Consider the following 25,228-nt stretch of genomic DNA (forward strand, 5'->3'; position numbering starts at 1 on the left):
TAAATCATCGGGCTCGTGTGCCCTATCCCTTTGGGGCACACTTTCACATTGTGACCGCTTGAGCAGTGTCTTAAGCTGTCAAAAAGGCGGGTAGGACGGGGGCTCTCCCGCCGAAGCGGACTGAAAGGTAGAACATGGCAACGAACTCAAGCGGCGACAGCAAGAACACGCTTTACTGCAGCTTCTGCGGCAAGAGCCAGCATGAGGTGCGAAAGCTGATTGCAGGACCGACCGTGTTCATCTGCGACGAATGCGTCGAGCTGTGCATGGACATCATCCGCGAAGAAACCAAGGCATCGGGCCTGAAGGCCACCGACGGTGTGCCCACGCCCAAGGACATCTGTGAGGTTCTGGACGATTACGTGATCGGTCAGGCCACGGCCAAACGGGTTCTGTCGGTCGCCGTACACAACCACTACAAGCGTCTCAATCACGCGCAGAAATCGGCCAGCGATATCGAACTGGCGAAGTCCAACATCCTGCTGATCGGCCCCACCGGCTGCGGCAAGACACTGCTGGCGCAGACGCTGGCACGGATTCTGGATGTGCCCTTCACCATGGCGGATGCGACGACGCTGACCGAAGCCGGTTACGTCGGTGAGGACGTCGAGAACATCATCCTCAAGCTGCTGCAGGCTTCGGAATACAACGTCGAGCGTGCACAGCGCGGCATCGTCTATATTGACGAGGTCGACAAGATCACCCGCAAGTCGGAAAATCCGTCGATCACCCGCGATGTTTCGGGCGAGGGGGTGCAGCAGGCACTTCTGAAACTGATGGAAGGTACCGTGGCCTCGGTTCCGCCTCAGGGTGGGCGCAAGCATCCGCAGCAGGAATTCCTGCAGGTGGATACCACGAACATCCTGTTCATCTGTGGCGGCGCCTTTGCCGGTCTGGACCGGATCATTGCTGCACGTGGCAAAGGGTCTGCCATGGGCTTTGGCGCCGATGTGCGCGACAATGACGATCGTGGTGTGGGTGAGATTTTCCAGGATCTCGAGCCTGAGGATCTGCTGAAGTTCGGCCTGATCCCGGAATTCGTCGGCCGTCTGCCGGTTCTGGCAACGCTCGAAGATCTGGATGAGGATGCGCTCGTCACCATCCTGACCAAGCCCAAGAACGCGCTGATCAAACAGTACCAGCGCCTGTTCGAGCTGGAAGACACCGAACTCGATTTCACCGAGGAGGCGCTTCTGGCCATCGCCAAGCGGGCGATCGAACGCAAGACCGGTGCCCGTGGTCTGCGCTCGATCCTCGAAGACATCCTGCTCAATACCATGTTCGAACTGCCTGGTATGGGCAATGTCACCAAGGTCGTGGTCAACGAGGAAGCCGTGAATTCGGATGCGCAGCCCTTGATGATCTATGCCGATGAAAAGGAATCCGCCTCGGCTGGATAAATAGCCGATGTGGATCGCATTCGCGCTGATGCGCGGAGGGGCGAACGTCGCACTGACGTTCGCCTTTTTCTATGGGGTGTGGTGGTATCTTTTTACCTGGATGCCCGAAAAGGCCCGCCAGACATATGATCCGATTTATGCGCGTGATGTTTTTGCCGGGCGCTTTCCTGTGGCAGAGGTTCTTGCGACGCGCCGCTATCACGCCAGGGATGCCGAACTCTGGGATTGTACCTATGCCATCGCGCGCTTGGGGCCGGACACGCCAGAGCGGCCGCCTACATGGCAGGATATGGAGATCGCATGGGACCTGAGGTTTGGCGGGGAATGGATCGAAACGTCGGCGGCGGAGCTACCTGTGAATTACCATGACAACATCGACTTATGCGCCAAGTATTGGCCACCCGCGCTGTTCACTGAATTGAAGGACACTCTCTACAGTCCCGGTGCATGGTTCGTGTCCAGACAGTATTCGGATACCTTGCATCTTTACAGCAAGCAGAGGCGGATTGCCGCTCGCATTCGCTTTGGGGATTGATCGGTGCAATTGGGCTGCAAGGCCCGGCACAAGAAAACCCGCAGGCCGGTCTGGGCGCTGCGGGTGACTTTTCTGTTCTGAGCGTGGGATCAGTTCCGGCGCAGCGGGATCCGCAGTGCGAAACTCAGCACCGTGGCCTTGTTGTCGAAGGTAAACGGTGTACGCGGCCCATTCCCATTGTCCGAAAGAACCGTCGAGCCGCCCTCTGCCTTGCCGTAGTCGAAATAGCGCAGAGAGGTTTCCAAGATGATCGGGAATTGGCCGGGGTTGTTGACCGCGTAAGAGAAGCCCGCCCCGATCGACCACGCGAAATCCACGTTCTTGTCGCCGCTGAAGGTCCGTGTCGGGCGGGTGGCGGACGGGTTCACACGGGTCCAGTTGCCCATGTCGTTTTCAGCCGCACCAAGGCCAACCACAAAGAAGGGCTGGAACGCGCCGCTGTTGCCCTGTGCCTCGAGCGGGGAATAATAGATCGAGGCCATGGCGCCGCGCGTCGAAACCGATGCCTGAGTGATATCGGCATGGGTGCTGCAGAGCGAGCCGTCAGAGGCACCGGAACAGGGGCCGGTGACGTCAGAGGTGCCGGTGGCAAAGAGGCCCAGCTCCCCGCGCAGCCCGTTTCCCCAATCCAGTCCGAAAGCGAGAGAGCCAAAGGCTTCGTCCGAGCCGTCAACATTGAAGGAAACGGTGGGCGTTGTCGGGTCCGGCGCGTTCCAGAAGCCACCGCTCCCATCCGGGCTCATCCAGCCAAGCTCACCTTTGATGTAGGGAGAGGCCCCGAAGAACGGCGCCGAGATGTCTGCAGCGGCTGCCGAAACCGACATGGAAAAGCCTGCTACTGCGGCCAGAACGAGAGTTTTGTTCGCCATGATGTCTGATGTCCGTGATTGCGGTTGCTTGCCGTAAAATCGGACCCCAGAGCAGGACTCGCAATGGGATATACCTGCAGAGAGGCATAATGAGGCTTCATGTTGCACTTATGTCAAAATTTCAGGTTTGAAGTGATGCTTTGGCAGGCCTTGGCAACATGCGCCGAGTGTGGTCATGAGGACTTGCATGTCTGGATATGGAGAAGGTGATGATCAGGCGCATTTCGTCGGGTGGAGAATTTGAAAAGAAAGTGGGCTATTGCCGCGCCGTCGTCGCGGGCGGTTTCGTGCACGTGGCCGGCACCGTTGGACAGGGTGAAGATGTGGTTTCTCAATGTCGTGCGGCACTGGAGATCATCGAAAAAGCGCTTTCCGAGGCGGGAGCGTCTTTTGCGGATGTGGTGCGGGTGAACTATTACCTGCCTGACGCCGCCGAGTTCGAGCCCTGCTGGCCGATGTTGGCTGAGGCTTTTGGTGACAACCCTCCTGCCGCCACCATGATCGAATGCGGGTTGATCGACCCTAAGTACCGCATCGAAATCGAGGTAACAGCCCTGGCTCCGCAAGGGACCTGACCACCTTGACGCAGCATGTGGCGTTCTGTAGCGATGTGGCAGGCTGCCAGGGCCTGCCGCTCGCACCGGGTATCGGTTGGTGAACATGGTGATTTGACAACAGCCTTCCTGATACGCTTTGGCATGGAAATGGCAATGCGGGCACCGTTTCAGTCTCTGCCGTTGCAAAGGGACAGGCGCAATGCGCGATTTCACCGATTCAAAATCCATGGCCAAAACCCTGCGTGCGGGTCTCGCCGCGCAAGGCGTTGACATCAGTCACGCGCAGGCGCTTGAGCTTGTGGCGCGACAATTCGGCGTCGCGGATTGGAATACCCTCTCTGCTCAGATCCTGGCCCGGCAGGCCAGGCCGCTGGTCAGGCCCGCAATCCCGATCATTCGCAGCTTTGACGATGACCAGGCGCGTGACTTCTATGTCGACTACCTGGGGTTTTCGGTCGAATGGCAGTATCGTCATGCCGACGATCTACCGCTCTACATGCAGATCTCGCGGTCCGAGTGCCTGTTGCACATCAGCGGTCATCATGGCGATGCGACGCCTGGCGGGCGCAGCTTTATCCGGATCGAAGGGATCAAATCCTTCCATGGCGAACTTCAATCCAAGGAGTATCGGAACCTCAAACCGGGTCTGGACCGGCAGCCCTGGGGACTTGAAGTGAACCTGACGGATCCCTTCGGGAACCGGCTCACCTTTTGCGAACAGCGTGGTCAAGACTGATGTGACGGCATTCGGAGGCGGGCAGACACCGATGGTCAACCAATGGCCGCGTTGACACTGGACCTTGGCGACAAATTGCGCCATATCGGTGTCAACACTGTCGGAGGTACCCATGGGAATCCTGAACACTCTTTTGCGCGCTGTGACCTGGTGGAACGGCTCAACGCTCAATACCGCCATTTATACCCGTCGCAAGGGCACCAAGGTTGGCGAGGATGACCAGGGCAACGTGTTCTATCGCAATGCCGATGACAGCCGCCGCTGGGTGATTTTCAACGGCGAGGCGGAAGCCTCGCGCGTGAGCCCGGATTGGCATGGCTGGCTGCACCGCACCTTTGATGAGGTCCCAAGCGACAAGCCGCTGGCGCATAAAGCTTGGGAAAAACCGCATCAGGAGAACCTGACCGGCACGGCTATGGCCTATGCGCCGACGGGCTCGATCCGCCGCGCTGGCGAGCCGGATCAGCGCAGCGATTACGAAGCCTGGGTGCCAGAATAACCTGGCTGCCGCATGTGCTGTGCAGTCAGCCCTGATTGATCGAAATAGGCAGACGATATGTCTCAAAATACCACAGAGGTTCTTGCGGGCGGCGTCGTGGTCGCTGCGGCGCTTGCCTTCGCCATTTATGCCGGTCAGGCCGCAGGCCTGTCGAGCGGTGGGGCGGGCTATCCGCTGACCGCCTCCTTTCGCTCTCTCGAGGGGGTGACGGTCGGCACTGATGTACGGCTTGCAGGCGTCAAGATCGGCACCGTGACCGGCGTCGAACTCAATCCTGAAACCTTTCGGGCCGACACCAGCTTCACGGTGCGCGAGGGGATCGTGATCCCGGACGACAGCTCGGTGGTGATCTCCTCCGAAGGTCTCTTGGGCGGCAACTTTGTCGAGATCATGCCGGGTGGATCGCCCCTCAACCTGGAACCAGGCGAAGAGATCCTCGACACGCAAGGCGCCGTGAGCCTGATCTCTCTTCTGGTCAAATTCGTGGCCGGGGGGGATGACGGCAGCGGGGACGAGCAGTGATCCTGAACCGGATCGCTCGGGTCTGCTCTGTCGGGCTTGCCTTGGTATCGGCTCCTCTTTGGGGGCAAGAGCCGCAGGGGGCAGTGTCCGGCTCTGCCGCTCTGATGCGGGGGCTGGACAAGGTCAATGGTCGCACCGTGGATGTCACTATTCCCGTTGGCGGGACGGCTGAAATTCTTGGCCTTTTGGTGACCCTGACGGATTGCCGCTTCCCGGCGGACAACCCCACGGGGGATGCCTATGCCTATGCCACCATTCGCAGCCCCAAAGATGGTGAGGTCTTTTTTGAAGGGTGGATGATTGCCTCCAGCCCGGCGCTGAATGCGCTGGATCACAATCGCTACGATGTCTGGGTCATCCGCTGCAAAAGCGAGTGAGGCTCGGGTATCTGGGGGGCCGTGAAGTCGGCGGTCTGATCCAAGGCCTCTCTCAGGAAATCCCGGTAGGCCCTGCGGCTGATCTCGATTCCGCCAAGTGAGGCCAGGTGCGCGGTGATGAACTGGGTGTCGCACATGACAAAACCGGCCTGCCGAAGCCTGTCTACCAGATAGGCAAGGGCAACCTTTGAGGCATCCCGAACCCGCGAGAACATGCTTTCCCCGAAAAAGGCCCCACCGAGAGAAACGCCATAGACGCCGCCGGCAAGCTGTCCCTTGTGCCAGACCTCCAGCGAATGCCCGTGGCCCATACGGTGAAGATCCAGGTATCGCGCGAAGATCTCGGAATTGATCCAGGTGTCGGGGCGGTCTGCACACCCTTCGACGACGCCGCTGAAATCGCGATTGACGGTGATAGTGAACCCGCCATTTCGGATCCGTTTGGCCAGCGAACGGGAGATGTGAAACCCATCAAGAGGAAGGATCCCGCGCCGTTTGGGGTCCACCCAGAAGATCTCGGGATCGTCGCGATGTTCCGACATCGGAAAGACCCCTATGGAATAGGCATGCAGCAAAAGTTCGGGGGTAAGGCTCATCAGGTCGGCCCCGTTTGCCGTTTGGAGTGTTTCGCCGCATGGGTTTGCGGCGCGTCGTGGTGCACTCTTCCAGGGGGGGGAAGGGCGGATCCGGCAGGGCGCTTGTTTGAATGCGCCCTGCCGACAGTCTTGGCCTTATCCGGCCATGTTCTCTTGCAGCCAGCGTTCCAGCCAGTGGATGTCATAGTCACCTGTCAGCACGTCGCGTTCCTGCAGCAGAGCATGGAACAGTGGCACGGTGGTGTCGACGCCATCCACGATCAGCTCGCCCAGGGCGCGGCTCAGTCGGGCCAGCGCTTCGGGACGGTCACGGCCGTGGACGATCAGCTTGCCAATGAGGCTGTCGTAGTAGGGCGGGATCGAATAGCCGTCATACAATGCCGAGTCCATGCGGACACCCAGACCGCCGGGCGCATGAAACGCAGTGATCTTGCCGGGGCAGGGAGTGAAGTTCGGCAGTTTTTCGGCATTGATCCGCACTTCGATGGCGTGGCCGTTGATCACCAGATCGTCCTGGGTGAAGGACAGCGGCAAACCGGCTGCAACGCGGATCTGTTCGCGCACCAGATCGACACCAAAGATCCCTTCGGTCACCGGGTGTTCCACCTGCAGACGGGTGTTCATCTCGATGAAGTAGAATTCTCCATCCTCATAGAGGAATTCCACGGTTCCGGCACCGGAATATCCCATCTTGCCAATGGCATCAGCGCAGATCTTACCGATCCGAGCACGCTCTTCGGGCGTGATCGAGGGGCCGGGCGCTTCTTCGAATACCTTCTGGTGACGGCGCTGAAGCGAGCAGTCCCGCTCGGCCAGATGCAGGCCGGTCCCCTTGCCGTCGCCAAAGACCTGGACCTCGATGTGACGGGGCTTCTGGAGGTATTTCTCCATGTAGACCTCGTCGTTGCCAAAGGCGGCCTTGGCTTCGGAGCGCGCGGTGGAGAAGGCTGCTTCCAGCTCGGCCTCATTGCGGGCGACCTTCATGCCGCGCCCGCCGCCGCCGGCCGTGGCCTTGATGATCACGGGGTAGCCCATATCAGCGGCAGCCGCCTTGGCCGTGGCCGTATCGGGCACACCACCATCCGAGCCGGGCACTACCGGAATGCCAAGTTCCTTGGCTGTTTCCTTGGCGGTGATCTTGTCACCCATGATGCGGATATGCGCAGCCGAAGGGCCGATGAAGGTCAGGCCATGGTCTTCGACGATCTGCACGAAGTTGGCGTTCTCGGACAGGAAGCCATAGCCGGGATGGATCGCCTGAGCTCCGGTGATCTCGCAGGCCGAGATGATCGCGGGGATCGACAGGTAGCTTTGGCTGCCCGCAGGCGGTCCGATGCAGACGGATTCGTCGGCCATACGCACGTGCATCGCATCCGCGTCGGCGGTGGAATGCACGGCGACCGACTGGATGCCCATCTCGCGGCAGGCCCGGATCACGCGCAGGGCGATTTCGCCGCGGTTGGCAATCAGGATCTTGTCAAACATGAGGGATCCTTACTCGACGATGACCAGGGGGGATCCGAACTCCACGGCGGCGCCATCTTCGACCAGGATACGCTTGACGGTGCCGGATTTGGGCGCCGGAATGTGGTTCATGGTCTTCATGGCTTCGACGATCAAAAGGGTATCGCCTTCGCTTACGCTGTCACCCACCTTGATGAAGGACGGTGCGCCGGGTTCGGGCTGCAGGTAGACGGTACCGACCATCGGAGAGGTCACGGCACCAGGGTGGCTGGCGGGATCTTCCGGGGCCGCGGCGGTAGCTGCCGGTGCGGCCGGAGCTGCAGCAGGTGCGGCGGCAGGGGCCGCGATGGCCGGAACAGGGGCCGGGGCCGCAACAACAGTCTGGCGCGAGACACGCACGTTCAGGCTGTCGTCCTCGCCGTAATCCCGTTTCACCTGCAGTTCGGTCAGGTCGTTCTCGCGCAGCAGCTCGGCCAGCGCCTTGATGAATGCCACGTCAGCTTCGTGCGTTTTTTCTGTCATTTTTTCCTCAGCCGGTTCCGCCATGCCTGCCATCATGTCGCAGGCGGCAAATTAGGAGCGCTTATAGGCCAAGCTTTACCACAAGGAAAGCGCCGCCGTTCATGCGGTGTTGTACTGCGCACAACATGGGGGCGACGCCAGGGATTCGCAATCGCAGATGGGGGCGGGTGACCTCTGTGCAGGCGGTCAAAGCGGCATGCCGGTCAGTTTGGCGACCAGTTCGGGCAGCTTTCGTGCACCGAACTTTTCCAATAGATGCGCGCGGTGCGTTTCGATCGTGCGATAAGACAGGTCCAGTTTGGCGCCGATCTCCTTCGCCGACAGGCCCTTGCAGGTCAGAATCGCAACCTCGCGCTCACGCGGGGTGAGGCTTACGACCGGGCGATCGTCCGAGATATCCGCAAAAGACCAGATGCCGGTTTGAAACGGGGCCTCTGGGGTCACCGACCGTCCCCGTACCCGGCACCAGAACAACTCTCCCGAACGGCGACGCATGATGCGCTCGTCGCTGTAACTGCCAGTGCGGTGCTCTTCTTCCTGCAAAAGGGCACCAATGCGCTGGAACTCTTCCTGAGTGGGGTAGAGGTCGGCGATCAGCAGGTTTTCATAGTCCTGCGGCTGTCCGCCGAAGGTTGCGGCGAACTGCAGATTGCAGCGCTTGATCACGCGGCGTTCCAGAACGGCAAGGCCAACGGGGGCATGGTCAAAGGCGATATCTGTCATGGTCCCTTTTAACCGGGTATTTTTGCGGAATTGAAGGGGGCAGGGTGGCGTGAGACAAGGATTTATTCCGCAAAGAGGATGTGCGGATTGGGAGGGCAAACATGAATATCGGTCTTTGGCTGGCGCGTCGCGCGGCGTCGGATGGCGCGCGTCCTGCTTTGTTTCTGGGGCAGGATCAGGTGGTGGATTATGGCGGGTTTCACGAGTGCGCGGCGCGGGTTGCGGCCTGGCTGATCGGCAATGGGATCAAGCCGGGGGACCGGGTTGCGATCTTCATGAAGAACTGCCCGGACTACCTGACCACGCTGTATGGGATCTGGTACGCGGGGGCGGCGGCGGTTCCCATCAACGCCAAGCTCCACGGGCGCGAGGCGGCCTATATCCTGTCGGATTCAGGCACGCGGCTGGTCTTTACCTCAACCGGACTGGATAACGCTCTGGCCAAAGCTGACACAACAGTCGAGATCGTCGATCTTGCCAGCGACGCCTATGCTGCGGCGCGGGCAACCGATCCCATTGCAGAACCGTTGCGGCGGGCGCCTGAGGATCTGGCCTGGCTGTTCTATACTTCGGGCACCACCGGCAGGCCCAAGGGTGTGATGATTACCCATCGGATGCTGGTTGCGGTCTCGCTGGCCTATTTTGTCGACGTGGACCAGGCCACGGGCGAGGACCAGATCCTCTATGCCGCGCCGATGAGCCACGGTGCAGGCCTTTACAACATGCTGCATGTGTTGGTGGGGGCGGCGCATGTCTGCCCGGTCTCTGGCGGGTTTGACGAGGCAGAGATCTTCGATCTGGCCGAGCATTTCGGGCGCGTGCAGATGTTTGCAGCGCCCACCATGGTGACCCGCATGACAGCCGTGGCAAAACAGACCGGTCGCACCGGCAGGGGCCTGCGCACCGTGGTCTATGCAGGCGGCCCTATGTATCTGGCCGATATCATCGACGCGGTGGATCATTTCGGGCCGGTCTTCGTGCAGATCTACGGTCAGGGGGAATGCCCGATGGGTATCACCGCCTTGCCGCGTCACGATGTGATTGACCGCAGCCACCCCGACTGGCGCGCGCGCCTCGCCAGCGTTGGCCGCGCCCAAAGTCCGGTGGAGGTGCAGATCGGCACGCCCGAGGGCGAGATTCTGCGGCCCGGCACCATCGGTGAAATCATGGTCCGCGGTGATGCGGTGATGCCCGGATACTGGAATAACCCCAAGGCCAGCGCAAAAACTCTGAAGGGCGGCTGGCTGATGACCGGCGATATGGGGGTAATGGACGATGCCGGATACCTGACGCTTCAGGACCGTTCCAAGGACATGATCATCACCGGGGGCTCCAACGTCTATCCCCGCGAGGTGGAGGAGGTGCTTCTGATGCACCCGGACGTTCAGGAGGTGTCCGTCGTGGGGCGCAAACATCCCGACTGGGGCGAAGAGGTGGTGGCCTTCATCGTCGGGACAGCGGACGAGGCAGAGCTGGACGCCGTTTGCAATGATCAGATCGCGCGGTTCAAGCGGCCCAAGGCCTATATCACCCTGCCGGATCTGCCCAAGAACAACTACGGCAAGGTCCTGAAGACCGAGCTGCGCAAAATGCTGGAGGAAAAGGCATGACGGATCTGAACGGAAGGACGGCGCTTGTCACGGGGTCGGTGCAGGGGATAGGTCTGGCCATCGCGCGGGAACTGGCTGCGGCAGGCGCACGGATTGCTGTGCATGGGATCGCGGACGAAACCACCGCGCAGGCTGCGGTACAGACCCTGAAGGAGGCCGGTGCCCCCGAAGCGCGGTTCTTTCCGGGTGATCTGAGCAACCCGGAAGAGATCGATACGTTGATGGACGCGGTCGCTGACTGGGGTGGGGCCGATATCGTGGTGAACAACGCTGGCATTCAGAAGACCGCTCCCCTGGCAGAGATGCCCCGGGAAACCTGGGATGCCATCCTGGCGGTGAACCTTTCGGCGGCCTTTCACATCATGCAGGCGGCGCTGCCGGGGATGGCGAAGCGCGGTTATGGTCGGGTGATCAATATCGCATCGGTCCATGGGCTCGTGGCCAGCAAGGACAAGGCGCCCTATGTAGCGGCAAAGTTCGGCCTTGTTGGCCTTAGCCGGGTCGCGGCGCTGGAATACGCAAATCAGGGCGACGGCAAGACCGGTGGCATTACCGTGAACTGCATCTGTCCGGGCTGGACCGAAACCGCGATCATCGAACCGCAGGTGGCGGCGCGGGCGGCGCAGATGGGCGGTGACAGGGCCGCAGGTATCGCTGATCTTCTAAGTGAGAAGCAGCCCAGCCAGCGTCTGTCGGATCCCTCTGAAATCGGAGCATTGGCGCTATGGCTCTGTGCGCCGGTGGCTCATAACGTCACTGGCACGGCCATTCCCGTGGATGGAGGCTGGACGGCACAGTAGCCTTATTGATCCTGTGAGGAAGCCTGAGGGCGTTGCCCCATTAGGGTGTCGATCAGCAGGCTCATCAACTCGGCCCGATTGGCGCTCCCTGATTTTCGATAGATCGCATTGAGCTGCGCCTTGACCGTGCCCTCGGCGCTGCCGCGCATCTGGGCGATCTCGCCGGTGCTGAGGCCCTTGACCAGAAAGGTCGCCACATCGCGCTCTGCGGGGGTCAGGCTCCATGCGCTGAATTCGGCATCGATCACCTCTTGTATGGCGCCCTGTGCACTGCGCAGGCTGTCCTCAAGATGCGCCTTGCGCCGCAACAGCCACATCAGGATGCGCCCCTCAACGAAAATAGCGGCGATCAGCCCAAAGGTGGCGATCGCTTCGAGGACGGCATGGCGTCCCTCGGTCTGCATCGCACCGGGCATCAGAAGGTCCGCCACGATATCGCCAAGGAAGATCGCCGCGCAGATGGACTGCACGACGATGAGGGCGATCAGGACGGCGGGTTTGGCCGGGTCGGTTCGGGTGCTGCTCAAGGCCTTGGCTCCGCATGTGGTGTCGGCATCTCCTTGTAGCCGGTGATCATCGCGCGGGCCAGATTGATCCGGGTGCGGCGGCTTTCGAAAATGACAGCGCCAATGTGCAACACGACCGAGATTTCGGCCCATGTGACCAGCGCTTCATGGAGCTCTTCGGGCCATTCTGTGCCCCAGAACATATCGGTGGTCATCAGATATCCGGTTGCCCCGATCCCGATGAGGCTCAGCAGCAGGTTGTAGATCATCAGCGCCCCAAGGGGGGAGTGACCTTTGTGCGCGTTTGTACGTCCGGTGGCGATTTCGGTCAGTTGCTCCACCGCTCCGGAGGGGCTGGGCAGAAAGCTGGAGAACCGTGCATAGCGACTGCCGATCATCCCCCAGGCCAGCCGTGCGGCGACTAGGCCCAGAACCACATAACCCAGAGTTTCATGCAGTTTGGCATCGGGGTCAATCACCAGCGCATTCAGCGTGAAGAGGAGGACAAGCGACCAGTGGAACAGGCGTACCAGCGGATCCCAGACATAGTGACTTTGCATGGCGGTCTCCTGTTATTGGGAGAAAGGCAGGGCGGAGGGGACCGCACCTGCCGATAGGATATGCGGACGAAAGATCAGTCTTCCTTGACGCGGATGATTTCCATCTTGTCGTTCATGTAGATTTCCAGCTTCTTGCCGTCCTTGATGGCGTAAGCCTCGTAGAGGCCGTCTTCCTTTTCGATCTTGCGCACTTCATAGCCCTGTTCGGTGAGCGTGGTGCGGATCTTGGCTTCGACCTCGGCGCTGGGCTTGTTGTCCGAGGCGAAAGCGGCAACGGGAACCATAAGGGCCAGAGCGAGGATTTGGGCGGAACGTGCAAACATCAGTTGTCTCCTTGATGTGAGTTTGGCCCGCTAGGCTTGCGGGCGCCGTGTCACCAACATTGGAGAGCAAGCAGCCGACGATAATAGGCGGAGAGGTAGACAGAGACCTGCTTGAAGGCGTCTATAACCGCGGTTTATGCGCCTTTCTCCTCTTGCCGACACAAAAAGGGCCGTCTCGGCAGGAGACGGCCCTTGAAGGATCCACACCAACCCAATGGCCGGTGCGAGGGGGGAGATGTCGGATCAGATCGCCAGGTATTCTGCACGCAGCTCAGCGTTTTCCAGAACCTCCGATGCGGTGCCGTCAAAGACGATCCCGCCGGTGTCCAGGATCACGGCCCGGTCTGCAAGCTCCAGCGCACGCACCGCGTTCTGCTCCACGAGGATGGTCGTCATGCCCTGTTCCTTGATGTGGATGAGGGTCTTTTCGATCTCATCCACGATCACCGGTGCCAGACCCTCGTAGGGTTCGTCCAGCAGGAGCACCTTGATGTCACGGGCCAGCGCACGGGCGATGGCCAGCATCTGCTGCTCACCACCCGAAAGGGTCACGCCCTCCTGTTTGCGCCGCTCGCCAAGGCGGGGGAACAGGTCATAAAGGCGCTCGATCGACCAACCGATAGGCGGAGCGATCTGGGCCAGCTGCAGGTTTTCCTCGACCGTGAGGCCGGGGATGATGCGGCGATCCTCGGGCACCAAGCCCAGGCCAGCGGTGGCGGCCTCATGGCTGGACATCAGGTGCAGCGGCTGGTGATCGAGCCAGATCTCGCCCTGGGTCACCTGCGGATCGCCGATGCGCGCGATCGAGCGCAGGGTCGAGGTCTTTCCGGCACCGTTGCGGCCCAGAAGGGCGAGGATCTCGCCTTCGTGGACGTTGAAGTTGATGCCCTGCACGATGTAGCTCTCGCCATAATAAGCGTGCATGTCCCAGACCGACAGGAAGGCCGGAGCCGTCGTCGCTTGGTTGGCGTTCTTGGAGAAATCCGGTTTGACGTTCATCTGTCTCTCTCCTTATGCGGTTTCGCCCAGGTACGCTTCGCGCACCTTGGGATTGCCGCGGATGTTTTCCGGATCGTCCTCGACCAGGGGGGTGCCCTGGGCCAGAACGGTGATCCGGTTGGCAAGGCTGAACACCACATGCATGTCGTGTTCGATGATGGCGATGGTGATGTCGCGCTCTTCCGAGATCTGTTTCAGCAGATCGATGGTATTGTTGGTGTCGGCCCGCGCCATGCCGGCGGTGGGTTCATCCAACAGCAAGAGACGCGGCTCCTGCGACAGGCACATGCCGATCTCAAGACGCCGCTTGTCGCCGCGTGACATGGCGGCGGCATGCATGTGCCGCTTGTCCGCCATGTTCATTTCAACCAGCATCTGTTCGGCCTTTTCCAGCACGTCCTTCTGATCCTTGATCGAGCGGATGGCGTTCAGCTCGAACGCGCCGTCCCGTTTTGCAAAACAGGGGATCAGCATGTTTTCCATCACCGTCAGATCGCCAAAGATCTCGGGTGTCTGGAACACGCGGGAAATGCCCATCTGGTTGATTTCATAAGGCGCACGCCCCAGCACAGACTGACCGTCGAACATGACCGATCCGGTGTCGGGGATCAGCTTGCCGACCAAGCAGTTCAAGAGGGTGGATTTGCCCGCCCCGTTCGGCCCGATGATGGCGTGAACGGAGTTTTCCTTGACGCTGAGGTTTACATCCGACAGCGCCTGAAGGCCGCCGAACCGCTTACCTACGTTTTTGACTTCGAGAATACCCATTGGTCGGTCTCCTTATTCCGCAGGTTCGGTTTTGCCGTCAGCCGAGGTCTTGCCGGACTTGCGTCTCTTGACCCAGGCTGCGATGCGCTGACCACCTTCCACGAGGCCGCCGGGCAGGAAGATCACAACCATCATGAACAGGATACCAAGCGTCAGATGCCAGCCCTTGCCGATGAAGGGGTAGAGGACGGCGACGATGAAGTCTTCAAGACCGTCAGGCAGGAAGGCGAACCATTCATGCAGGATGGTGGCGTTGATCTTCGAGAAGATGTTCTCGAAGTATTTGATGAAGCCCGCGCCCAGAACCGGGCCAATCAGGGTGCCCGCACCGCCGAGGATGGTCATCAGAACGACCTCGCCCGAAGCGGTCCACTGCATGCGCTCGGCGCCTGCCAGCGGGTCCATCGAAGCCATCAGGCCACCGGCGAGACCGGCATACATGCCCGAGATCACAAAGGCCGCAAGCGTGTAGGGGCGGGTGTTGAGACCGGTATAGTTCATCCGCTGCTGGTTTGACTTCACCGCCCGCAGCATCATGCCAAAGGGCGAGCGGAAGATGCGGATCGCCAGATAGAAGGAGGCAATCAGAACCAGCGCACTGAAATAGTAACCAACGTTGAAGGTGAAGGTCCAGCTGCCGATGACCATGTCGAGACTGTCACGCATCTCGAGGCCAAAGAGGCCGGGGACCGGGATGTTGCCTTCCGGCGTCTGGCTCTGGCCCAGGATCCGCGGATCGTCCAGCGCCAGCTGCAGGCCCGTTTCCCCGCCGGTGATCGGCGTCAGAACCGAATAGGCGAGGGCGAACATCATCTGCGCGAAGGCCAGCGTCAGGATCGAGAAGTAGATGCCCGAGCGACGCAGGCTGATGAAGCCGATAAGCAGCGAGAACAACCCGGCCACGATCACCGATAGGATGATGGCGGGGATGACGTTCATGCTCAGCAGTTTGAACATCCAGACCGCCGCATAGGATCCGACCCCCAGAAAGGCCGCATGGCCGAACGAGAGGTAGCCGGTGAGGCCGAAGAGAATGTTGAACCCGATGGCGAAGATCCCGAAGATCACGAACCGCTGCATCAGGTCGGGATAGCCCGCGTTGAACTGCGCCATGGCGCTGTCTGCGGGAAAGGGGTTCAGGATGAAGGGTGCGAACAGGGTCAGCACCGCCACTGCGATCAGCAGGGTAAGATCGGATTTTTCCAGATTGAACATGCTGTTACTCCTCCATCACGCCTTTACGGCCCATCAGGCCACGCGGACGGGTCAGCAGAATGATGATGGCGACCAGATAGATGATGACCTGGTTGATGCCGGGGATGATGTCGATGACTTCACGCATCGAGGCAAAGCTTTCGAGAATGCCCAGAAGGAACCCTGCCAGAACCGCGCCAGGCAGAGAGCCCATGCCGCCGACAACCACCACCACGAATGAGAGCACGAGGAAGTCCATGCCCATATGATAGTTGGGAGAGTTGATCGGCGTGTACATGACGCCGGCAAGCCCCGCCACGGCGGCGGCAATGCCGAACATGATGGTGAACCGGCGGTCGATGTTGATACCCAGGAGGCCCACTGTCTCACGGTCGGCCATGCCGGCGCGCACGACCATTCCGAAGGTGGTGAACTGCAGGAAGGCAAAGACGGCGCCGATGATCACGGCTGCAAAGGCAAAGTAGATGATCCGCCAGTAGGGGTAGATGATAATATTGGGATCAAAACCGATCATCGCACCAAAATCCAGGGAACCCTTGAAGGCCTCGGGCGCCGGGGTCGGGATCGGGTTTGCGCCGTAGAAGTATTTGATCACTTCCTGCAGGACAATGGCGAGGCCAAAGGTCACCAGGATCTGGTCTGCGTGCGGGCGCTTGTAGAAATGCTTGATCAGCCCGCGCTCCATGATGACCCCGACAAGGATCATGATCGGGATCGCAAACAGCACCGACAGCGGCACCGCCCAGTCAATGATTGTATTGCCTGCTGCCTCTCCGAAGAGGCCGTGTACGTAAGGAACGTCCACCTTCAGCGGGTTGCCGAGAAAGTCTTTCTGGGTTTCGTCGATGATCGTATGGCTCAGCGTCAGGATGCGGCTCAGCGTCACCGCGCAGAAGGCCCCGATCATGAACAGGGCGCCATGGGCGAAGTTCACAACGCCCAATGTGCCGAAGATAAGTGTGAGTCCCAGCGCAATCAGCGCATAGGCCGAGCCCTTGTCGAGCCCGTTCAGGATTTGAAGGATTATGGCGTCCATTGTCCCACCCTTGGAAAGTGTGAGTGCATAAAGCGAAAATGCCCGGGGAGCGGGCGACTGTGGGGGAAGTGGTCAAAGAGGGCGGGGGCCGTCACGAAGAGAGCCCGCCGCCCGTTTGTTCACGTCAACTCAAGGCGCGGGGATTATGCGCCGTTGTTGCAGGTACCCAAGGCACCGCCCTGGAACTGCGGGTGGTTCGGATCATAGGTGACCTGAGCCGCCGGGGTGACTTCCACGATTTCCAGAAGGTCGAATTCGGAGGTCGGGTTTTCTTTACCCTTCACAACGAGCACGTCCTTGAAGCACTGGTGGTCGGCGCCGCGATAGAGCGTCTTGCCGTTGCCCAGACCGTCGAACTCGAAGTCTTCCAGCGCTTCGGCAACCGCGCAGGGCGCGAAGGAGCCGGCACGCTCACAGGCGTCAGCATAGAGCATGGTCTGCACATAGCAGGTGTGCGCGGCCTGGCTCGGCGGGAAGCCGTACTTGGTGCCGAAGGAGCGCACGAAGGCCTTGGAACCTTCATCCTGCAGCGACCAGTGCCAGTTGGTGGAGCCAAAGATGCCTTTCACGTTGGCGCCCGCACCCTTGGCCATCAGGCGCGAGTAGAGCGGAACGACGATCTCGAACTGTTTGCCGTTCACGATCTTGTCGCGCAGGCCGAACTGAACCGCGTTGGTCAGCGAGTTCACCATGTTACCGCCGTAGTGGTTCAGAACCAGAACGTCGGCGCCGGACTGCAGAACCGGCGCAATGTAGGACGAGAAGTCGGTCTGGGTCAGCGGTGTTTTCACTGCTGCGACGGTTTCCCAGCCCATGGCTTCGGTCGAGGATTTCACCGCTTCTTCGGTGGTGTAGCCCCAGTTGTAGTCCGCGGTCAGGTGATAGGCCTTGCGGTCGGCGCCATAGGCGTTCTTCAGAACCGGAGCCAGAGCCGCACCGGACATGTAGGAGTTGAAGAAGTGGCGGAAACCGTTGGCACGCTTGTCTTTGCCGGTGGTGTCGTTGGAGTGAGTCAGACCCGCCATGAAGATCACGCCTGCCTCCTGGCAGAGCGCCTGCACGGCCACGGCCACACCAGAGGACGAGCCGCCGGTGATCATGATCGCGCCGTCTTTTTCGATCATCGACTTGGCCGATGCGCGGGCGGCGTCAGACTTGGTCTGGGTGTCACCGGTAACGTATTTGACTTCCTTGCCCAGGATGCCGTTGCCTTTCAGCGCCTTGGAGCTGAAGGTGCTCATCATGCCGCCGTCGCCGCCGCCATTGAGGTGCTCCACCGCCAGCTGGTAGGCGCGCAGCTCATCTGCACCTTCGTCGGCGTAGGGGCCGGTTTGCGGTACGTTGAAGCCGAGGGTCACGGTGCTGCCGGTCGGCTCGTTGGTATATGCATGTGCGCTCTGCGCGGTGAAGATCGTGGGCAATGCCACGCCGGCACCCATCAGCGCACCAGATTTCAGTACCCCGCGACGCGAGACATCAGATTTGGACATGTAATCCTCCCTTAAGATTTTAACGCCAGGCAGCTCCTCACTTCCGCTCGGCGTTGGCACGGTTCTCGTGCAAAATCAGTATGAGGGCTGCTTGTAAAATCGCGCAATAAATCCTTTGTAATTCAGAGTTATTGTGTAAATAAATGAACAGTATTCCGTGGTGTTCTGTAAAGTTTTTTATGCTGCATTGCGGAAAGTGATTGAAATAGCGCCCTTTTGAGGCAGAGGTCTGCAATGACACGGGACACACTCACCGGCAGCAGAATTCGGGAACGCCGACTCATCCTCGGGCTGCGCCAGGCGGAACTGGCGCGCGCGGCGGGCATATCGGCCTCCTATCTGAACCTGATCGAACATAACCGGCGCAGAATCGGCGGTAAACTCCTGGTGGGGATCGCGCAGGTTCTGGGGGTGGAGCCTTCGATGCTGAGCGAGGGGGCCGAGGCGGCCCTGATCGCCAACCTGAGGGAAGCGGCCGTTGACAGCGGCGTGCCGGTGGCCGAACTGGACCGGGCGGATGAATTCGCGGGTCGTTTCCCCGGCTGGGCCGAGGTCCTGGCCACCAGTCATCGCCGTATCGCCACGCTTGAACGCACTGTTCAGACGCTGTCGGACCGCCTCACACATGACCCGCACCTGGCCGCCTCTTTGCATGAGGTGCTGTCAACGGCGGCGGCGATCCGCTCGACCGCCTCGATCCTGGCGGAGACCGGCGAGCTTGAGCCGGAGTGGCGGGACCGCTTTCACAGGAACCTCAACGAGGATTCCCGCCGATTGGCCGAAAGCAGCCGCGCCCTTGTCAGTTTCCTTGATGAAAGCAATGCGGGCGCGGACCGGCGCGGTGTGCCGCATGAAGAGGCCGAAGCCTATTTCCTGGCGCAGGGGTATCACTTTCCCGCGCTTGAGGACGGTTCGGCCACGCCGGAAGAGTTGATTGCACATGCCTCTGATCTGGTGAGCGACTCGGCCCGCCTGATCGCGCGGGGCGCGTTGGAGCAATACCAGAGCGACGCCCGGGCTCTGCCGCTTGAGCCGTTGAAGGCCGCGCTGGAGGAGGAGGGGGTGAACCCCGCGGCATTGGCGCGCCGGTTCGGTTGCGACCTTCCGACGGTTCTGCGCCGTCTCGGTCTTTTGCCCTTCGAAATCCTCGGGCAAGAGGCGGGCCTTGTGATCTGCGATGCCTCGGGATCGATCCTGGTGCGCAAACCGGTGACGGGTTTTGCTCTGCCGCGGTTTGGCGCATCCTGCCCGCTATGGCCGATCTACACGGCCCTTGCGCGCCCGCATGTTCCGGTGCGGCGCAACGTGGTTCAACAGGGGCGCTCCGCGCTCGCCTTTGAATGTCTTGCCGTCGCATGGGAACGCACCACGCCGGACTTTGACAGCGATCCGCTTTACCACGCGGTGATGCTGATCCTGCCGCAAAGCGACATTCCCGAAGATGCTCAGCCGGTGGGCGCCAGTTGCCGGATCTGTCCGCGCCGCGGCTGCCCGGCCCGGCGCGAGCCGTCGATCCTTAAGGAAGAGTTTTGACAGGTGCCGACCTCGGGGGGTAGTCTGGCGCGACATCAAAATTCGCGTTGGGGCCAAACAGGTCCGGGGAGCGGCGCTGGGAGGAAATTCTGCCGATGAGCAGACATGTGATTCTGATCGAGGATGAACCGAATATCACCGAGGCGATCCGGTTCCTTCTGACCCGTGATGGCTGGAGCGTTGATGCCCATGCCGATGGTGCGGGCGCTGTGGAACTGATCCAGAGCGCGCAGCCGGATCTGGTGATCCTGGACCTGATGCTGCCCGGAAAAAGCGGCCTCGAGATCATCCGAGAGCTGCGCGAGGTGGAAAGCCTTAAAGCGCTGCCGGTTCTGATGCTGACGGCCCGGGGCCAGATGAAGGACAGGGAAATGGCCGAGCGGGCCGGGGTGACCCGCTTCATGACCAAGCCGTTTTCCAATGCCGAAGTGCTGACCGCCGTGCGCGATCTGCATGCTCAAGCAAGTCGCCAATGATCCGGGGCGACGGGGCTGGGCGCCAGGATGAGATCACCGCGCCTTTTGTGGAGCGGCGCACCTATCGTCGTCGGCGCCTGATGGATATTGCCCGTCTGCTGCCGATCCTCGGTGCGGTGCTCTTTGCCATCCCGCTGATGTGGCCTGATCCCGACCCCTATCCTGCGCCGGGCACCCATGGCGGCATGCGCATGTCCTCGGCCATTACCTATGTTTTCCTGGTTTGGGCCGGGCTAATAGCGGTCAGTATCGCCTTTGGCGAGGCGGTGCAGCACTGGGCCGAGCACTGGACCGCTGGCGGGCACGCAGAGGCCGACCTCGAGCAGGAGACGACGCTGGCGGCAGCGCGTGATGACCTTCGGCGCCGGGCGGACACAAAGGACCACTGATGGCCTCGCTCAATGTCCTTGCGCTGGTCTGCCTTGGCTATGTGGCGCTCCTGTTCTTTGTCGCCTTCCTTGCTGACAGGATGGCCAGTCGCGGGGTGAGCGCCGCCTGGATGCGCTCTCCGCTGACCTATACCCTGTCCCTTTCGATCTACTGCACGGCCTGGACCTTTTACGGGGCAGTGGGCTATGCGGCGCGATCCGGTCTTGAATTCGTCACCATCTACCTCGGGCCGACCCTGGTCATGGTGGGCTGGTGGTGGGGCCTGCGCAAGCTGGTCCGGATCGGGCGCAGCCAGCGTGTGACCTCAATTGCCGACCTCCTGTCTGCCCGCTACGGCAAGTCCAATACCCTGGCCATCGGAGTGACCCTGCTCGCGGTGATTGGTGTGACGCCCTATATTTCGCTGCAATTGCAGTCGATTACCCTGTCGTTTTCGATCTTCGCCGAAGCTGACCCGGTGCGGAGCCTCAATGAGACAACAACGGTCCTTTGGGTTGCGATTGGTCTTGCGGTCTTTGCGATTCTTTTTGGCACGCGCAATCTAAATGCCAATGAGCGCCATCACGGCGTGGTGACGGCCATCGCGCTTGAGGCGGTCGTGAAACTCTTCGCACTTCTGGCGGTCGGGATCTTTGTGGTCTGGGGAATCGCCGGCGGGGTTTCAGAGACCTTCGCGCGCATCGATGCCTCCCGGATCGGTCAGTGGCAGGTGGACGGCGGTCGCTGGGCGGCCATCACCTTCCTGTCTGCAGCGGCGTTTGTCTGCCTGCCGCGCATGTTCCAGGTAATGGTGGTCGAGAATGAAGATGAGCGCCACCTGCGCGTCGCTGCCTGGGCCTTTCCGCTATATCTGATGCTCATGTCCCTGTTCGTGGTGCCGATCGCCGCGATCGGTCTGGAACTGCTGCCCGAGGGCTCGAACCCGGATCTGTTCGTCCTTACCCTGCCGCTGGCGCAGGGTCAGCAGGGGCTGGCGATGCTGTCCTTCCTTGGCGGGTTTTCTTCGGCGACCTCCATGGCGATCGTGGCGGCCATGGCGCTGTCGACCATGGTGTCGAACCATATCGTGATGCCGATCTGGCTGCGCACGCAGGGACCTGGAGCCTCGGTTTCCGGCGATGTGCGCAACGTGGTTCTGTTCGCGCGGCGGATCACCATCGCGGTGATCATGCTTCTTGGCTATTTCTATTACAAATTGTCGGGCGGCGGTGCGGCGCTGGCGGCCATTGGTCTGATCTCATTTGCCGGGGTCGCCCAGATGCTGCCGGCCCTTGTCGGAGGCCTGTATTGGCGCGGCGCCACACGCACCGGTGCCCTTGCGGGGATCAGCGTCGGCTTTGCCATCTGGGCCTACACGATGCTTCTGCCCACTCTGGGGGGCGGGGTGCTGCCGGACAGCGTTCTGGCCGATGGGCTGTTCGGACTGTCCTGGCTGCGCCCGCACGCACTGTTCGGTATCGAGGCGCTGGATCCGACGGTGCACGCCGTGATCTGGTCCATGAGCCTCAATACGGTTGTGTTCTGTGCCGTTTCGCTTGCCAGTTTCCCCAGCCCGATGGAGCGCCTCCAGGGGGCACAGTTCGTCAATGTGTTCGATCATTCCTCCGGTCCGCGCGGCTGGACAGGATCATTTGCGCAAAGCGAAGATCTGATGGTCATGTCCCAGCGGATCCTCGGGGCAACCGAGGCCCAGGCGTTTTTCCAGCGCGAATTGGTCCGGCAGGGCGGGCGCGGCAGCCTGCCCGAGCCGACCCCGGTGTTTCTGGAGCGTCTCGAGCGGGAACTGAGCGCCTCTATCGGCACGGCGGCGGCCCATGCGATGATTGGCCAGATTGTTGGCGGCTCATCGGTTTCGGTCGAAGATCTTTTGGCGGTTGCCGATGAAACCGCGCAGATGCTGGAATATTCCAGCCGCCTGGAAATGAAATCGGACGAACTGTCACGTACCGCTCGCAAGCTACAGGAAACAAACGAGAAGTTGACGCAGATATCACAGCAGAAGGATGCGTTTCTGAGCCAGGTCAGCCACGAATTGCGCACGCCCATGACCTCCATCCGGGCCTTTTCCGAGATTCTGCGGGATGACACCTCGCTCGATCAGGAGGGCAAGTCGCGTTACGCTAGCATCATTCACGATGAGGCGTTGCGCCTGACGCGGCTGCTCAACGATCTGCTGGATCTGAGCGTGCTGGAAAGCGGACAGGTCAGCCTCAACATGACAAACGGGACCCTGCAAGAGGTGCTGGATCATGCCGTCTCCACGGCCGTCGCCGGATTTGATGCCCCGATCCGTGTTCTGCGCCATCCGCAGAACGAGGCTGTTGCGATCCGTTCCGACCTGGACCGCTTGGCGCAGGTCTTCATCAACCTGATCGCCAATGCGCAGAAATACTGCGACGCAGAAAGCCCCGAGTTGACTATCGACGTGCATCGCGACGAGTCGCAGCTGACCATTGACTTCATCGATAATGGAAGTGGCATCTCACCAGAGTATCAACAGATGATTTTCGAGAAGTTTTCAAGGGTTAGGCCCGAGCGCGCCGGTGGGGCCGGGCTTGGGCTGGCGATTTGCCGTGAGATTACCCAGCGGATCGGCGGCGACATTTCCTACCTTCCCGGACGTCCCGGCGGTGCCTTCCGCGTCATCCTGCCCCTTGCCTGCGAAAATGCCACTTTAAACTGAGAACTCTGCTCGGAATAAAGGTATTGGTAACCCTACGCGGTCTAAAACAGAGACAAGAGGCGGCAAGGTTTCAGGTTCAATACGTATGTCCGATACGACAACTCAGGATTCGGCAGGCAGCAAGGCGGGGGTTCTTGCGCGCAAGCTGGCGGCGACCAAGGAAGGGTCCGGCGCGCTCAAGAGCTCGCTGACCCTCAAGGCGCTGCGCAGATCTTTGGCGCGTGCGGCCGCTGATCTCTGTGATCTTCCTTTGGCGGTTCTGGCCGCGCGGCAAGCCAACCGCAGCCCCGAGGAACTGCCCGAACACCTTTCTGACAAACATCTTTTGGTCGTTCTGGATGGGCCGAATGGCCGGATCGGGGCGGCAACGCTGGATGCCGCTCTCGTTACGGCCCTGATTCAGAAGCAGACAATCGGTCAGGTGCTGGGCAAGGCGCCATCCGAGCGTCACTACACGCCGACAGATGCGGCCATGACTGCAGATTTCCTCGAAAGGGCCTTGAAAAAGGTGGTCTTGATGCTCGAAGGGCAGTCCGACCAATTGATCTTTTCGGGCTATCGCTTCGGCGCTCAGGTCGAAGATGTGCGCAGCCTCGCTCTTGGGCTTGAGGCCGATGATTACCGGGTCTTGTCGTTGACCGTTGATCTGGCCATCGGGGCGATGCAGGGTGAGCTCACTCTTATCCTCCCCGAGCCGACGCCGGAAGAACTGGGCCACGGCGGTGCAACAGGGCCGTCACTGGGGCGTAACATGGGGGCGATGCGGGCGGAGCTGTCTGCTGTCCTGTGCAAGATGCGGGTGCCGCTCAATGAATTCTCTGGTCTCAAGGTCGGGGATGTCCTGCCTTTGGATCAGGCCTTCCTGTATGAGACGGATCTTCAGGCCGTCGGCGGTCAGTCCATTGCGCAGGGTCGGCTTGGGCAGTTGAACGGGGCGCGCGCAGTGCGTCTCAACCAGCCGCGGACCAAGTTGGTCAGCGATACGGACATGGGCGAAATGAGATTTTCGGGTGGCGTCGGCGCTGACGCCCTGCCGATGCCTGACGACGACATGCCAACGATCGACCTTGGTATCGCGGCAGAGGATCTGCAGGATCCGCTGGACAACAATCTGGGTGGTGGCCTCGGCGGCGACTTCGATACCGGCGGTCTGGGAGAGATGGGCGGTCTTGGCGGCGACCTCGGCGGTGGCCTTGGTGCTGGCCTCGGCGGCGATTTCAGCGGTGATTTGGGCGGTGATTTTGGCGGTGATCTGGGTGGCGATCTGGGCGCTGATTTCGGAAGCGGCCTTGGCGGGGATCTGGGGGGGGACCTTGGTGGAGGCCTGGATGATCTGCCCGCGCTCCCCAATGGAAATCTGGATGGTTTTGACCCGGACGATGCCGCCGCTGAAATATCCAAGCTTGCGGGCCTTGGCTCCGGCTGAGGCGCAGGCCCCTGTGCTGGATGTCGCAGGAAAAGGGTCACACCTGCCTGCGGACATGGCTTTGACGTCTCAACGGATCCTGGCCCTTCGGCCAAAGAAAAGACCCCGGCGTTTGCGTCCGGGGTCTTTGGCTTCGTGAGTGGTGGTTGGTCGTCTGAAAAAAAGAGCTGGAAAAGTTGATATCAGTTGGCCGCGGCCTCAAGCGCGGGGCGCAACCCGTCGAGCGCATAGCCTGCCGCTGCGGTCTTTGCGAGGACCTCGTCAGCTCCCAGATCCTTGGCCTGGCCCAATGCCCAGACAACAGAGGAGCGGGTGCCGGAGGCGCAATAGGCCAGAACCTGACCGTTGGCGCCCTCATATAGCGCGCGCTGGCGCGCAACATTCTCGGGCGTCATGGTCTGATGCGTCAGCGGCAGCTGTTCGAACTGCAGGCCGGCAGCTTCGGCGGCCGCGCGGATGGCGGCGGCCTGGTGGCTTGGCGGTACTTCCTCGTCGGGCCGGTTGCAGATCACCAGCTTGAAACCGGCCTCTGCGATTGCGGGAATGTCTTCGACCGAAATCTGCGGCGAGACGGCGTAGCGGGGGGTGATGTCACGAGCTTGCATGGTGTTCC

28 protein-coding genes are annotated in these 25,228 nt (G+C 60.9%); 14 read left to right on the top strand and 14 right to left on the bottom strand.

Translation table 11 applies throughout. The features are described 5' to 3' along the window. Positions 1-134: 134 nt before the first annotated feature. Together clpX and AADA15_RS05365 are read left to right on the top strand one after the other, a co-directional pair. Positions 135-1,400, top strand: a complete 1,266-nt coding sequence (gene clpX / locus AADA15_RS05360) for an ATP-dependent Clp protease ATP-binding subunit ClpX (protein WP_341640510.1) — start codon at positions 135-137, stop codon at positions 1,398-1,400. 7 nt (positions 1,401-1,407) lie between these two features. Beyond that, positions 1,408-1,935 carry a hypothetical protein gene (locus AADA15_RS05365; RefSeq protein ID WP_341640511.1) on the top strand — a complete coding sequence of 176 codons (528 nt, stop codon included), beginning with the start codon at positions 1,408-1,410 and terminating at the stop codon, positions 1,933-1,935. An 89-nt stretch (positions 1,936-2,024) separates the two neighbouring features. Here AADA15_RS05365 and AADA15_RS05370 read toward each other — a convergent pair whose 3' ends face one another. Beyond that, entirely contained in the window at positions 2,025-2,804 is a 780-nt protein-coding gene (locus AADA15_RS05370; RefSeq protein ID WP_341640512.1) for an outer membrane protein, read from the bottom strand. 209 nt (positions 2,805-3,013) lie between these two features. Here AADA15_RS05370 and AADA15_RS05375 point away from each other — a divergent pair, with 209 nt between their 5' ends. From AADA15_RS05375 to AADA15_RS05395, 5 genes are all read left to right on the top strand, one after another. Next, positions 3,014-3,379 carry a RidA family protein gene (locus AADA15_RS05375; RefSeq protein ID WP_341640582.1) on the top strand — a complete coding sequence of 122 codons (366 nt, stop codon included), beginning with the start codon at positions 3,014-3,016 and terminating at the stop codon, positions 3,377-3,379. 181 nt (positions 3,380-3,560) lie between these two features. Beyond that, entirely contained in the window at positions 3,561-4,097 is a 537-nt protein-coding gene (locus tag AADA15_RS05380) for a glyoxalase superfamily protein (RefSeq protein WP_341640513.1), read from the top strand. Between the two features lie 112 nt (positions 4,098-4,209). Continuing rightward, positions 4,210-4,596, top strand: a complete 387-nt coding sequence (locus tag AADA15_RS05385) for an NADH:ubiquinone oxidoreductase subunit NDUFA12 (RefSeq protein WP_341640514.1) — start codon at positions 4,210-4,212, stop codon at positions 4,594-4,596. Between the two features lie 57 nt (positions 4,597-4,653). Further along, positions 4,654-5,118, top strand: a complete 465-nt coding sequence (mlaD, locus tag AADA15_RS05390; RefSeq protein WP_341640515.1) for an outer membrane lipid asymmetry maintenance protein MlaD — start codon at positions 4,654-4,656, stop codon at positions 5,116-5,118. A 41-nt stretch (positions 5,119-5,159) separates the two neighbouring features. After that, the gene (locus AADA15_RS05395; protein WP_341640583.1) at positions 5,160-5,495 is read left to right on the top strand and encodes a DUF2155 domain-containing protein; all 336 of its coding nucleotides are present in this window, start codon (positions 5,160-5,162) and stop codon (positions 5,493-5,495) included. On the opposite strand, the gene aat is transcribed toward AADA15_RS05395, so the two are convergent. The 4 genes from aat to AADA15_RS05415 form a co-directional block, all read right to left on the bottom strand. Further along, a complete protein-coding gene (aat, locus tag AADA15_RS05400; RefSeq protein ID WP_341640516.1) occupies positions 5,459-6,091 on the bottom strand; it encodes a leucyl/phenylalanyl-tRNA--protein transferase in 633 nt (210 codons plus the stop codon). The two genes, AADA15_RS05395 and aat, sit on opposite strands and share 37 nt — an antisense overlap. Before the next feature lie 135 nt (positions 6,092-6,226). Next, positions 6,227-7,576 (bottom strand): acetyl-CoA carboxylase biotin carboxylase subunit, encoded by a 1,350-nt coding sequence (gene accC, locus AADA15_RS05405; protein WP_341640517.1) that lies wholly within the window; start codon positions 7,574-7,576, stop codon positions 6,227-6,229. 9 nt (positions 7,577-7,585) lie between these two features. After that, positions 7,586-8,077, bottom strand: a complete 492-nt coding sequence (gene accB, locus AADA15_RS05410) for an acetyl-CoA carboxylase biotin carboxyl carrier protein (RefSeq protein ID WP_341640518.1) — start codon at positions 8,075-8,077, stop codon at positions 7,586-7,588. 186 nt (positions 8,078-8,263) lie between these two features. Beyond that, positions 8,264-8,800: a LuxR C-terminal-related transcriptional regulator gene (locus tag AADA15_RS05415; protein WP_341640519.1), complete on the bottom strand. Its 537-nt coding sequence runs from the start codon at positions 8,798-8,800 to the stop codon at positions 8,264-8,266. 101 nt (positions 8,801-8,901) lie between these two features. Between AADA15_RS05415 and AADA15_RS05420 the strand changes: the two genes are divergently transcribed. Next, a complete protein-coding gene (locus tag AADA15_RS05420; protein WP_341640520.1) occupies positions 8,902-10,410 on the top strand; it encodes a class I adenylate-forming enzyme family protein in 1,509 nt (502 codons plus the stop codon). After that, positions 10,407-11,210 (top strand): 3-hydroxybutyrate dehydrogenase, encoded by an 804-nt coding sequence (locus tag AADA15_RS05425; protein WP_341640521.1) that lies wholly within the window; start codon positions 10,407-10,409, stop codon positions 11,208-11,210. Before AADA15_RS05420 ends, AADA15_RS05425 begins: the two co-directional genes overlap by 4 nt. 2 nt (positions 11,211-11,212) lie before the next feature. Here AADA15_RS05425 and AADA15_RS05430 read toward each other — a convergent pair whose 3' ends face one another. From AADA15_RS05430 to AADA15_RS05465, 8 genes are all read right to left on the bottom strand, one after another. Continuing rightward, positions 11,213-11,737, bottom strand: a complete 525-nt coding sequence (locus AADA15_RS05430; RefSeq protein WP_341640522.1) for a helix-turn-helix transcriptional regulator — start codon at positions 11,735-11,737, stop codon at positions 11,213-11,215. Further along, the gene (locus AADA15_RS05435; RefSeq protein ID WP_341640523.1) at positions 11,734-12,276 is read right to left on the bottom strand and encodes a cytochrome b/b6 domain-containing protein; all 543 of its coding nucleotides are present in this window, start codon (positions 12,274-12,276) and stop codon (positions 11,734-11,736) included. Before AADA15_RS05435 ends, AADA15_RS05430 begins: the two co-directional genes overlap by 4 nt. A 74-nt stretch (positions 12,277-12,350) precedes the next feature. Next, positions 12,351-12,599 (bottom strand): PepSY domain-containing protein, encoded by a 249-nt coding sequence (locus tag AADA15_RS05440; RefSeq protein ID WP_341640524.1) that lies wholly within the window; start codon positions 12,597-12,599, stop codon positions 12,351-12,353. Between the two features lie 243 nt (positions 12,600-12,842). Continuing rightward, on the bottom strand, positions 12,843-13,598 hold the full coding sequence (locus AADA15_RS05445; protein ID WP_341640525.1) for an ABC transporter ATP-binding protein: 756 nt from the start codon (positions 13,596-13,598) through the stop codon (positions 12,843-12,845). A 12-nt stretch (positions 13,599-13,610) separates the two neighbouring features. Next, positions 13,611-14,366: an ABC transporter ATP-binding protein gene (locus AADA15_RS05450; protein WP_341640526.1), complete on the bottom strand. Its 756-nt coding sequence runs from the start codon at positions 14,364-14,366 to the stop codon at positions 13,611-13,613. Positions 14,367-14,378: 12 nt separating this feature from the next. Continuing rightward, on the bottom strand, positions 14,379-15,581 hold the full coding sequence (locus AADA15_RS05455; protein WP_341640527.1) for a branched-chain amino acid ABC transporter permease: 1,203 nt from the start codon (positions 15,579-15,581) through the stop codon (positions 14,379-14,381). Between the two features lie 4 nt (positions 15,582-15,585). After that, entirely contained in the window at positions 15,586-16,617 is a 1,032-nt protein-coding gene (locus tag AADA15_RS05460) for a branched-chain amino acid ABC transporter permease (protein WP_341640528.1), read from the bottom strand. 143 nt (positions 16,618-16,760) lie between these two features. Then, the gene (locus tag AADA15_RS05465) at positions 16,761-18,107 is read right to left on the bottom strand and encodes a substrate-binding protein (protein WP_341640529.1); all 1,347 of its coding nucleotides are present in this window, start codon (positions 18,105-18,107) and stop codon (positions 16,761-16,763) included. A gap of 234 nt (positions 18,108-18,341) precedes the next feature. Between AADA15_RS05465 and AADA15_RS05470 the strand changes: the two genes are divergently transcribed. From AADA15_RS05470 to AADA15_RS05490, 5 genes are all read left to right on the top strand, one after another. After that, entirely contained in the window at positions 18,342-19,640 is a 1,299-nt protein-coding gene (locus AADA15_RS05470; RefSeq protein WP_341640530.1) for a short-chain fatty acyl-CoA regulator family protein, read from the top strand. Between the two features lie 95 nt (positions 19,641-19,735). Next, positions 19,736-20,116 (top strand): response regulator transcription factor, encoded by a 381-nt coding sequence (locus AADA15_RS05475; RefSeq protein ID WP_341640531.1) that lies wholly within the window; start codon positions 19,736-19,738, stop codon positions 20,114-20,116. Then, positions 20,113-20,505, top strand: coding sequence for a hypothetical protein (locus AADA15_RS05480; protein ID WP_341640532.1), 393 nt, complete (start codon positions 20,113-20,115; stop codon positions 20,503-20,505). The genes AADA15_RS05475 and AADA15_RS05480 overlap by 4 nt, the downstream gene beginning before the upstream one ends. Further along, positions 20,505-23,189, top strand: coding sequence for an ATP-binding protein (locus AADA15_RS05485; protein ID WP_341640533.1), 2,685 nt, complete (start codon positions 20,505-20,507; stop codon positions 23,187-23,189). The genes AADA15_RS05480 and AADA15_RS05485 overlap by 1 nt, the downstream gene beginning before the upstream one ends. Before the next feature lie 85 nt (positions 23,190-23,274). Further along, on the top strand, positions 23,275-24,615 hold the full coding sequence (locus AADA15_RS05490) for a FliM/FliN family flagellar motor switch protein (RefSeq protein WP_341640534.1): 1,341 nt from the start codon (positions 23,275-23,277) through the stop codon (positions 24,613-24,615). A gap of 182 nt (positions 24,616-24,797) precedes the next feature. On the opposite strand, the gene AADA15_RS05495 is transcribed toward AADA15_RS05490, so the two are convergent. Then, positions 24,798-25,220: a protein tyrosine phosphatase family protein gene (locus AADA15_RS05495; protein WP_341640535.1), complete on the bottom strand. Its 423-nt coding sequence runs from the start codon at positions 25,218-25,220 to the stop codon at positions 24,798-24,800. Between the last annotated feature and the right edge of the window lie 8 nt (positions 25,221-25,228).

It is taken from the genome of Phycobacter sedimenti (genome assembly GCF_038148855.1).
Taxonomy (GTDB): Bacteria; Pseudomonadota; Alphaproteobacteria; order Rhodobacterales; family Rhodobacteraceae; genus Phycobacter; species Phycobacter sedimenti.

What these genes read in the sequence shown, in the direction of transcription:
- AADA15_RS05485 (WP_341640533.1), top strand. Translation starts at nt 20,505, where the DNA reads ATGGCCTCGCTCAATGTCCTTGCGCTGGTCTGCCTTGGCTATGTGGCG.
- accC (WP_341640517.1), bottom strand. Translation starts at nt 7,576, where the DNA reads ATGTTTGACAAGATCCTGATTGCCAACCGCGGCGAAATCGCCCTGCGC.
- AADA15_RS05465 (WP_341640529.1), bottom strand. Translation starts at nt 18,107, where the DNA reads ATGTCCAAATCTGATGTCTCGCGTCGCGGGGTACTGAAATCTGGTGCG.
- AADA15_RS05375 (WP_341640582.1), top strand. Translation starts at nt 3,014, where the DNA reads ATGATCAGGCGCATTTCGTCGGGTGGAGAATTTGAAAAGAAAGTGGGC.
- AADA15_RS05445 (WP_341640525.1), bottom strand. Translation starts at nt 13,598, where the DNA reads ATGAACGTCAAACCGGATTTCTCCAAGAACGCCAACCAAGCGACGACG.
- AADA15_RS05435 (WP_341640523.1), bottom strand. Translation starts at nt 12,276, where the DNA reads ATGCAAAGTCACTATGTCTGGGATCCGCTGGTACGCCTGTTCCACTGG.
- AADA15_RS05490 (WP_341640534.1), top strand. Translation starts at nt 23,275, where the DNA reads ATGTCCGATACGACAACTCAGGATTCGGCAGGCAGCAAGGCGGGGGTT.
- AADA15_RS05460 (WP_341640528.1), bottom strand. Translation starts at nt 16,617, where the DNA reads ATGGACGCCATAATCCTTCAAATCCTGAACGGGCTCGACAAGGGCTCG.
- AADA15_RS05370 (WP_341640512.1), bottom strand. Translation starts at nt 2,804, where the DNA reads ATGGCGAACAAAACTCTCGTTCTGGCCGCAGTAGCAGGCTTTTCCATG.
- AADA15_RS05440 (WP_341640524.1), bottom strand. Translation starts at nt 12,599, where the DNA reads ATGTTTGCACGTTCCGCCCAAATCCTCGCTCTGGCCCTTATGGTTCCC.
- aat (WP_341640516.1), bottom strand. Translation starts at nt 6,091, where the DNA reads ATGAGCCTTACCCCCGAACTTTTGCTGCATGCCTATTCCATAGGGGTC.
- AADA15_RS05380 (WP_341640513.1), top strand. Translation starts at nt 3,561, where the DNA reads ATGCGCGATTTCACCGATTCAAAATCCATGGCCAAAACCCTGCGTGCG.
- AADA15_RS05450 (WP_341640526.1), bottom strand. Translation starts at nt 14,366, where the DNA reads ATGGGTATTCTCGAAGTCAAAAACGTAGGTAAGCGGTTCGGCGGCCTT.
- AADA15_RS05475 (WP_341640531.1), top strand. Translation starts at nt 19,736, where the DNA reads ATGAGCAGACATGTGATTCTGATCGAGGATGAACCGAATATCACCGAG.
- AADA15_RS05480 (WP_341640532.1), top strand. Translation starts at nt 20,113, where the DNA reads ATGATCCGGGGCGACGGGGCTGGGCGCCAGGATGAGATCACCGCGCCT.
- AADA15_RS05495 (WP_341640535.1), bottom strand. Translation starts at nt 25,220, where the DNA reads ATGCAAGCTCGTGACATCACCCCCCGCTACGCCGTCTCGCCGCAGATT.
- AADA15_RS05470 (WP_341640530.1), top strand. Translation starts at nt 18,342, where the DNA reads ATGACACGGGACACACTCACCGGCAGCAGAATTCGGGAACGCCGACTC.
- accB (WP_341640518.1), bottom strand. Translation starts at nt 8,077, where the DNA reads ATGACAGAAAAAACGCACGAAGCTGACGTGGCATTCATCAAGGCGCTG.
- AADA15_RS05385 (WP_341640514.1), top strand. Translation starts at nt 4,210, where the DNA reads ATGGGAATCCTGAACACTCTTTTGCGCGCTGTGACCTGGTGGAACGGC.
- AADA15_RS05455 (WP_341640527.1), bottom strand. Translation starts at nt 15,581, where the DNA reads ATGTTCAATCTGGAAAAATCCGATCTTACCCTGCTGATCGCAGTGGCG.
- AADA15_RS05415 (WP_341640519.1), bottom strand. Translation starts at nt 8,800, where the DNA reads ATGACAGATATCGCCTTTGACCATGCCCCCGTTGGCCTTGCCGTTCTG.
- mlaD (WP_341640515.1), top strand. Translation starts at nt 4,654, where the DNA reads ATGTCTCAAAATACCACAGAGGTTCTTGCGGGCGGCGTCGTGGTCGCT.
- AADA15_RS05420 (WP_341640520.1), top strand. Translation starts at nt 8,902, where the DNA reads ATGAATATCGGTCTTTGGCTGGCGCGTCGCGCGGCGTCGGATGGCGCG.
- clpX (WP_341640510.1), top strand. Translation starts at nt 135, where the DNA reads ATGGCAACGAACTCAAGCGGCGACAGCAAGAACACGCTTTACTGCAGC.
- AADA15_RS05425 (WP_341640521.1), top strand. Translation starts at nt 10,407, where the DNA reads ATGACGGATCTGAACGGAAGGACGGCGCTTGTCACGGGGTCGGTGCAG.
- AADA15_RS05365 (WP_341640511.1), top strand. Translation starts at nt 1,408, where the DNA reads ATGTGGATCGCATTCGCGCTGATGCGCGGAGGGGCGAACGTCGCACTG.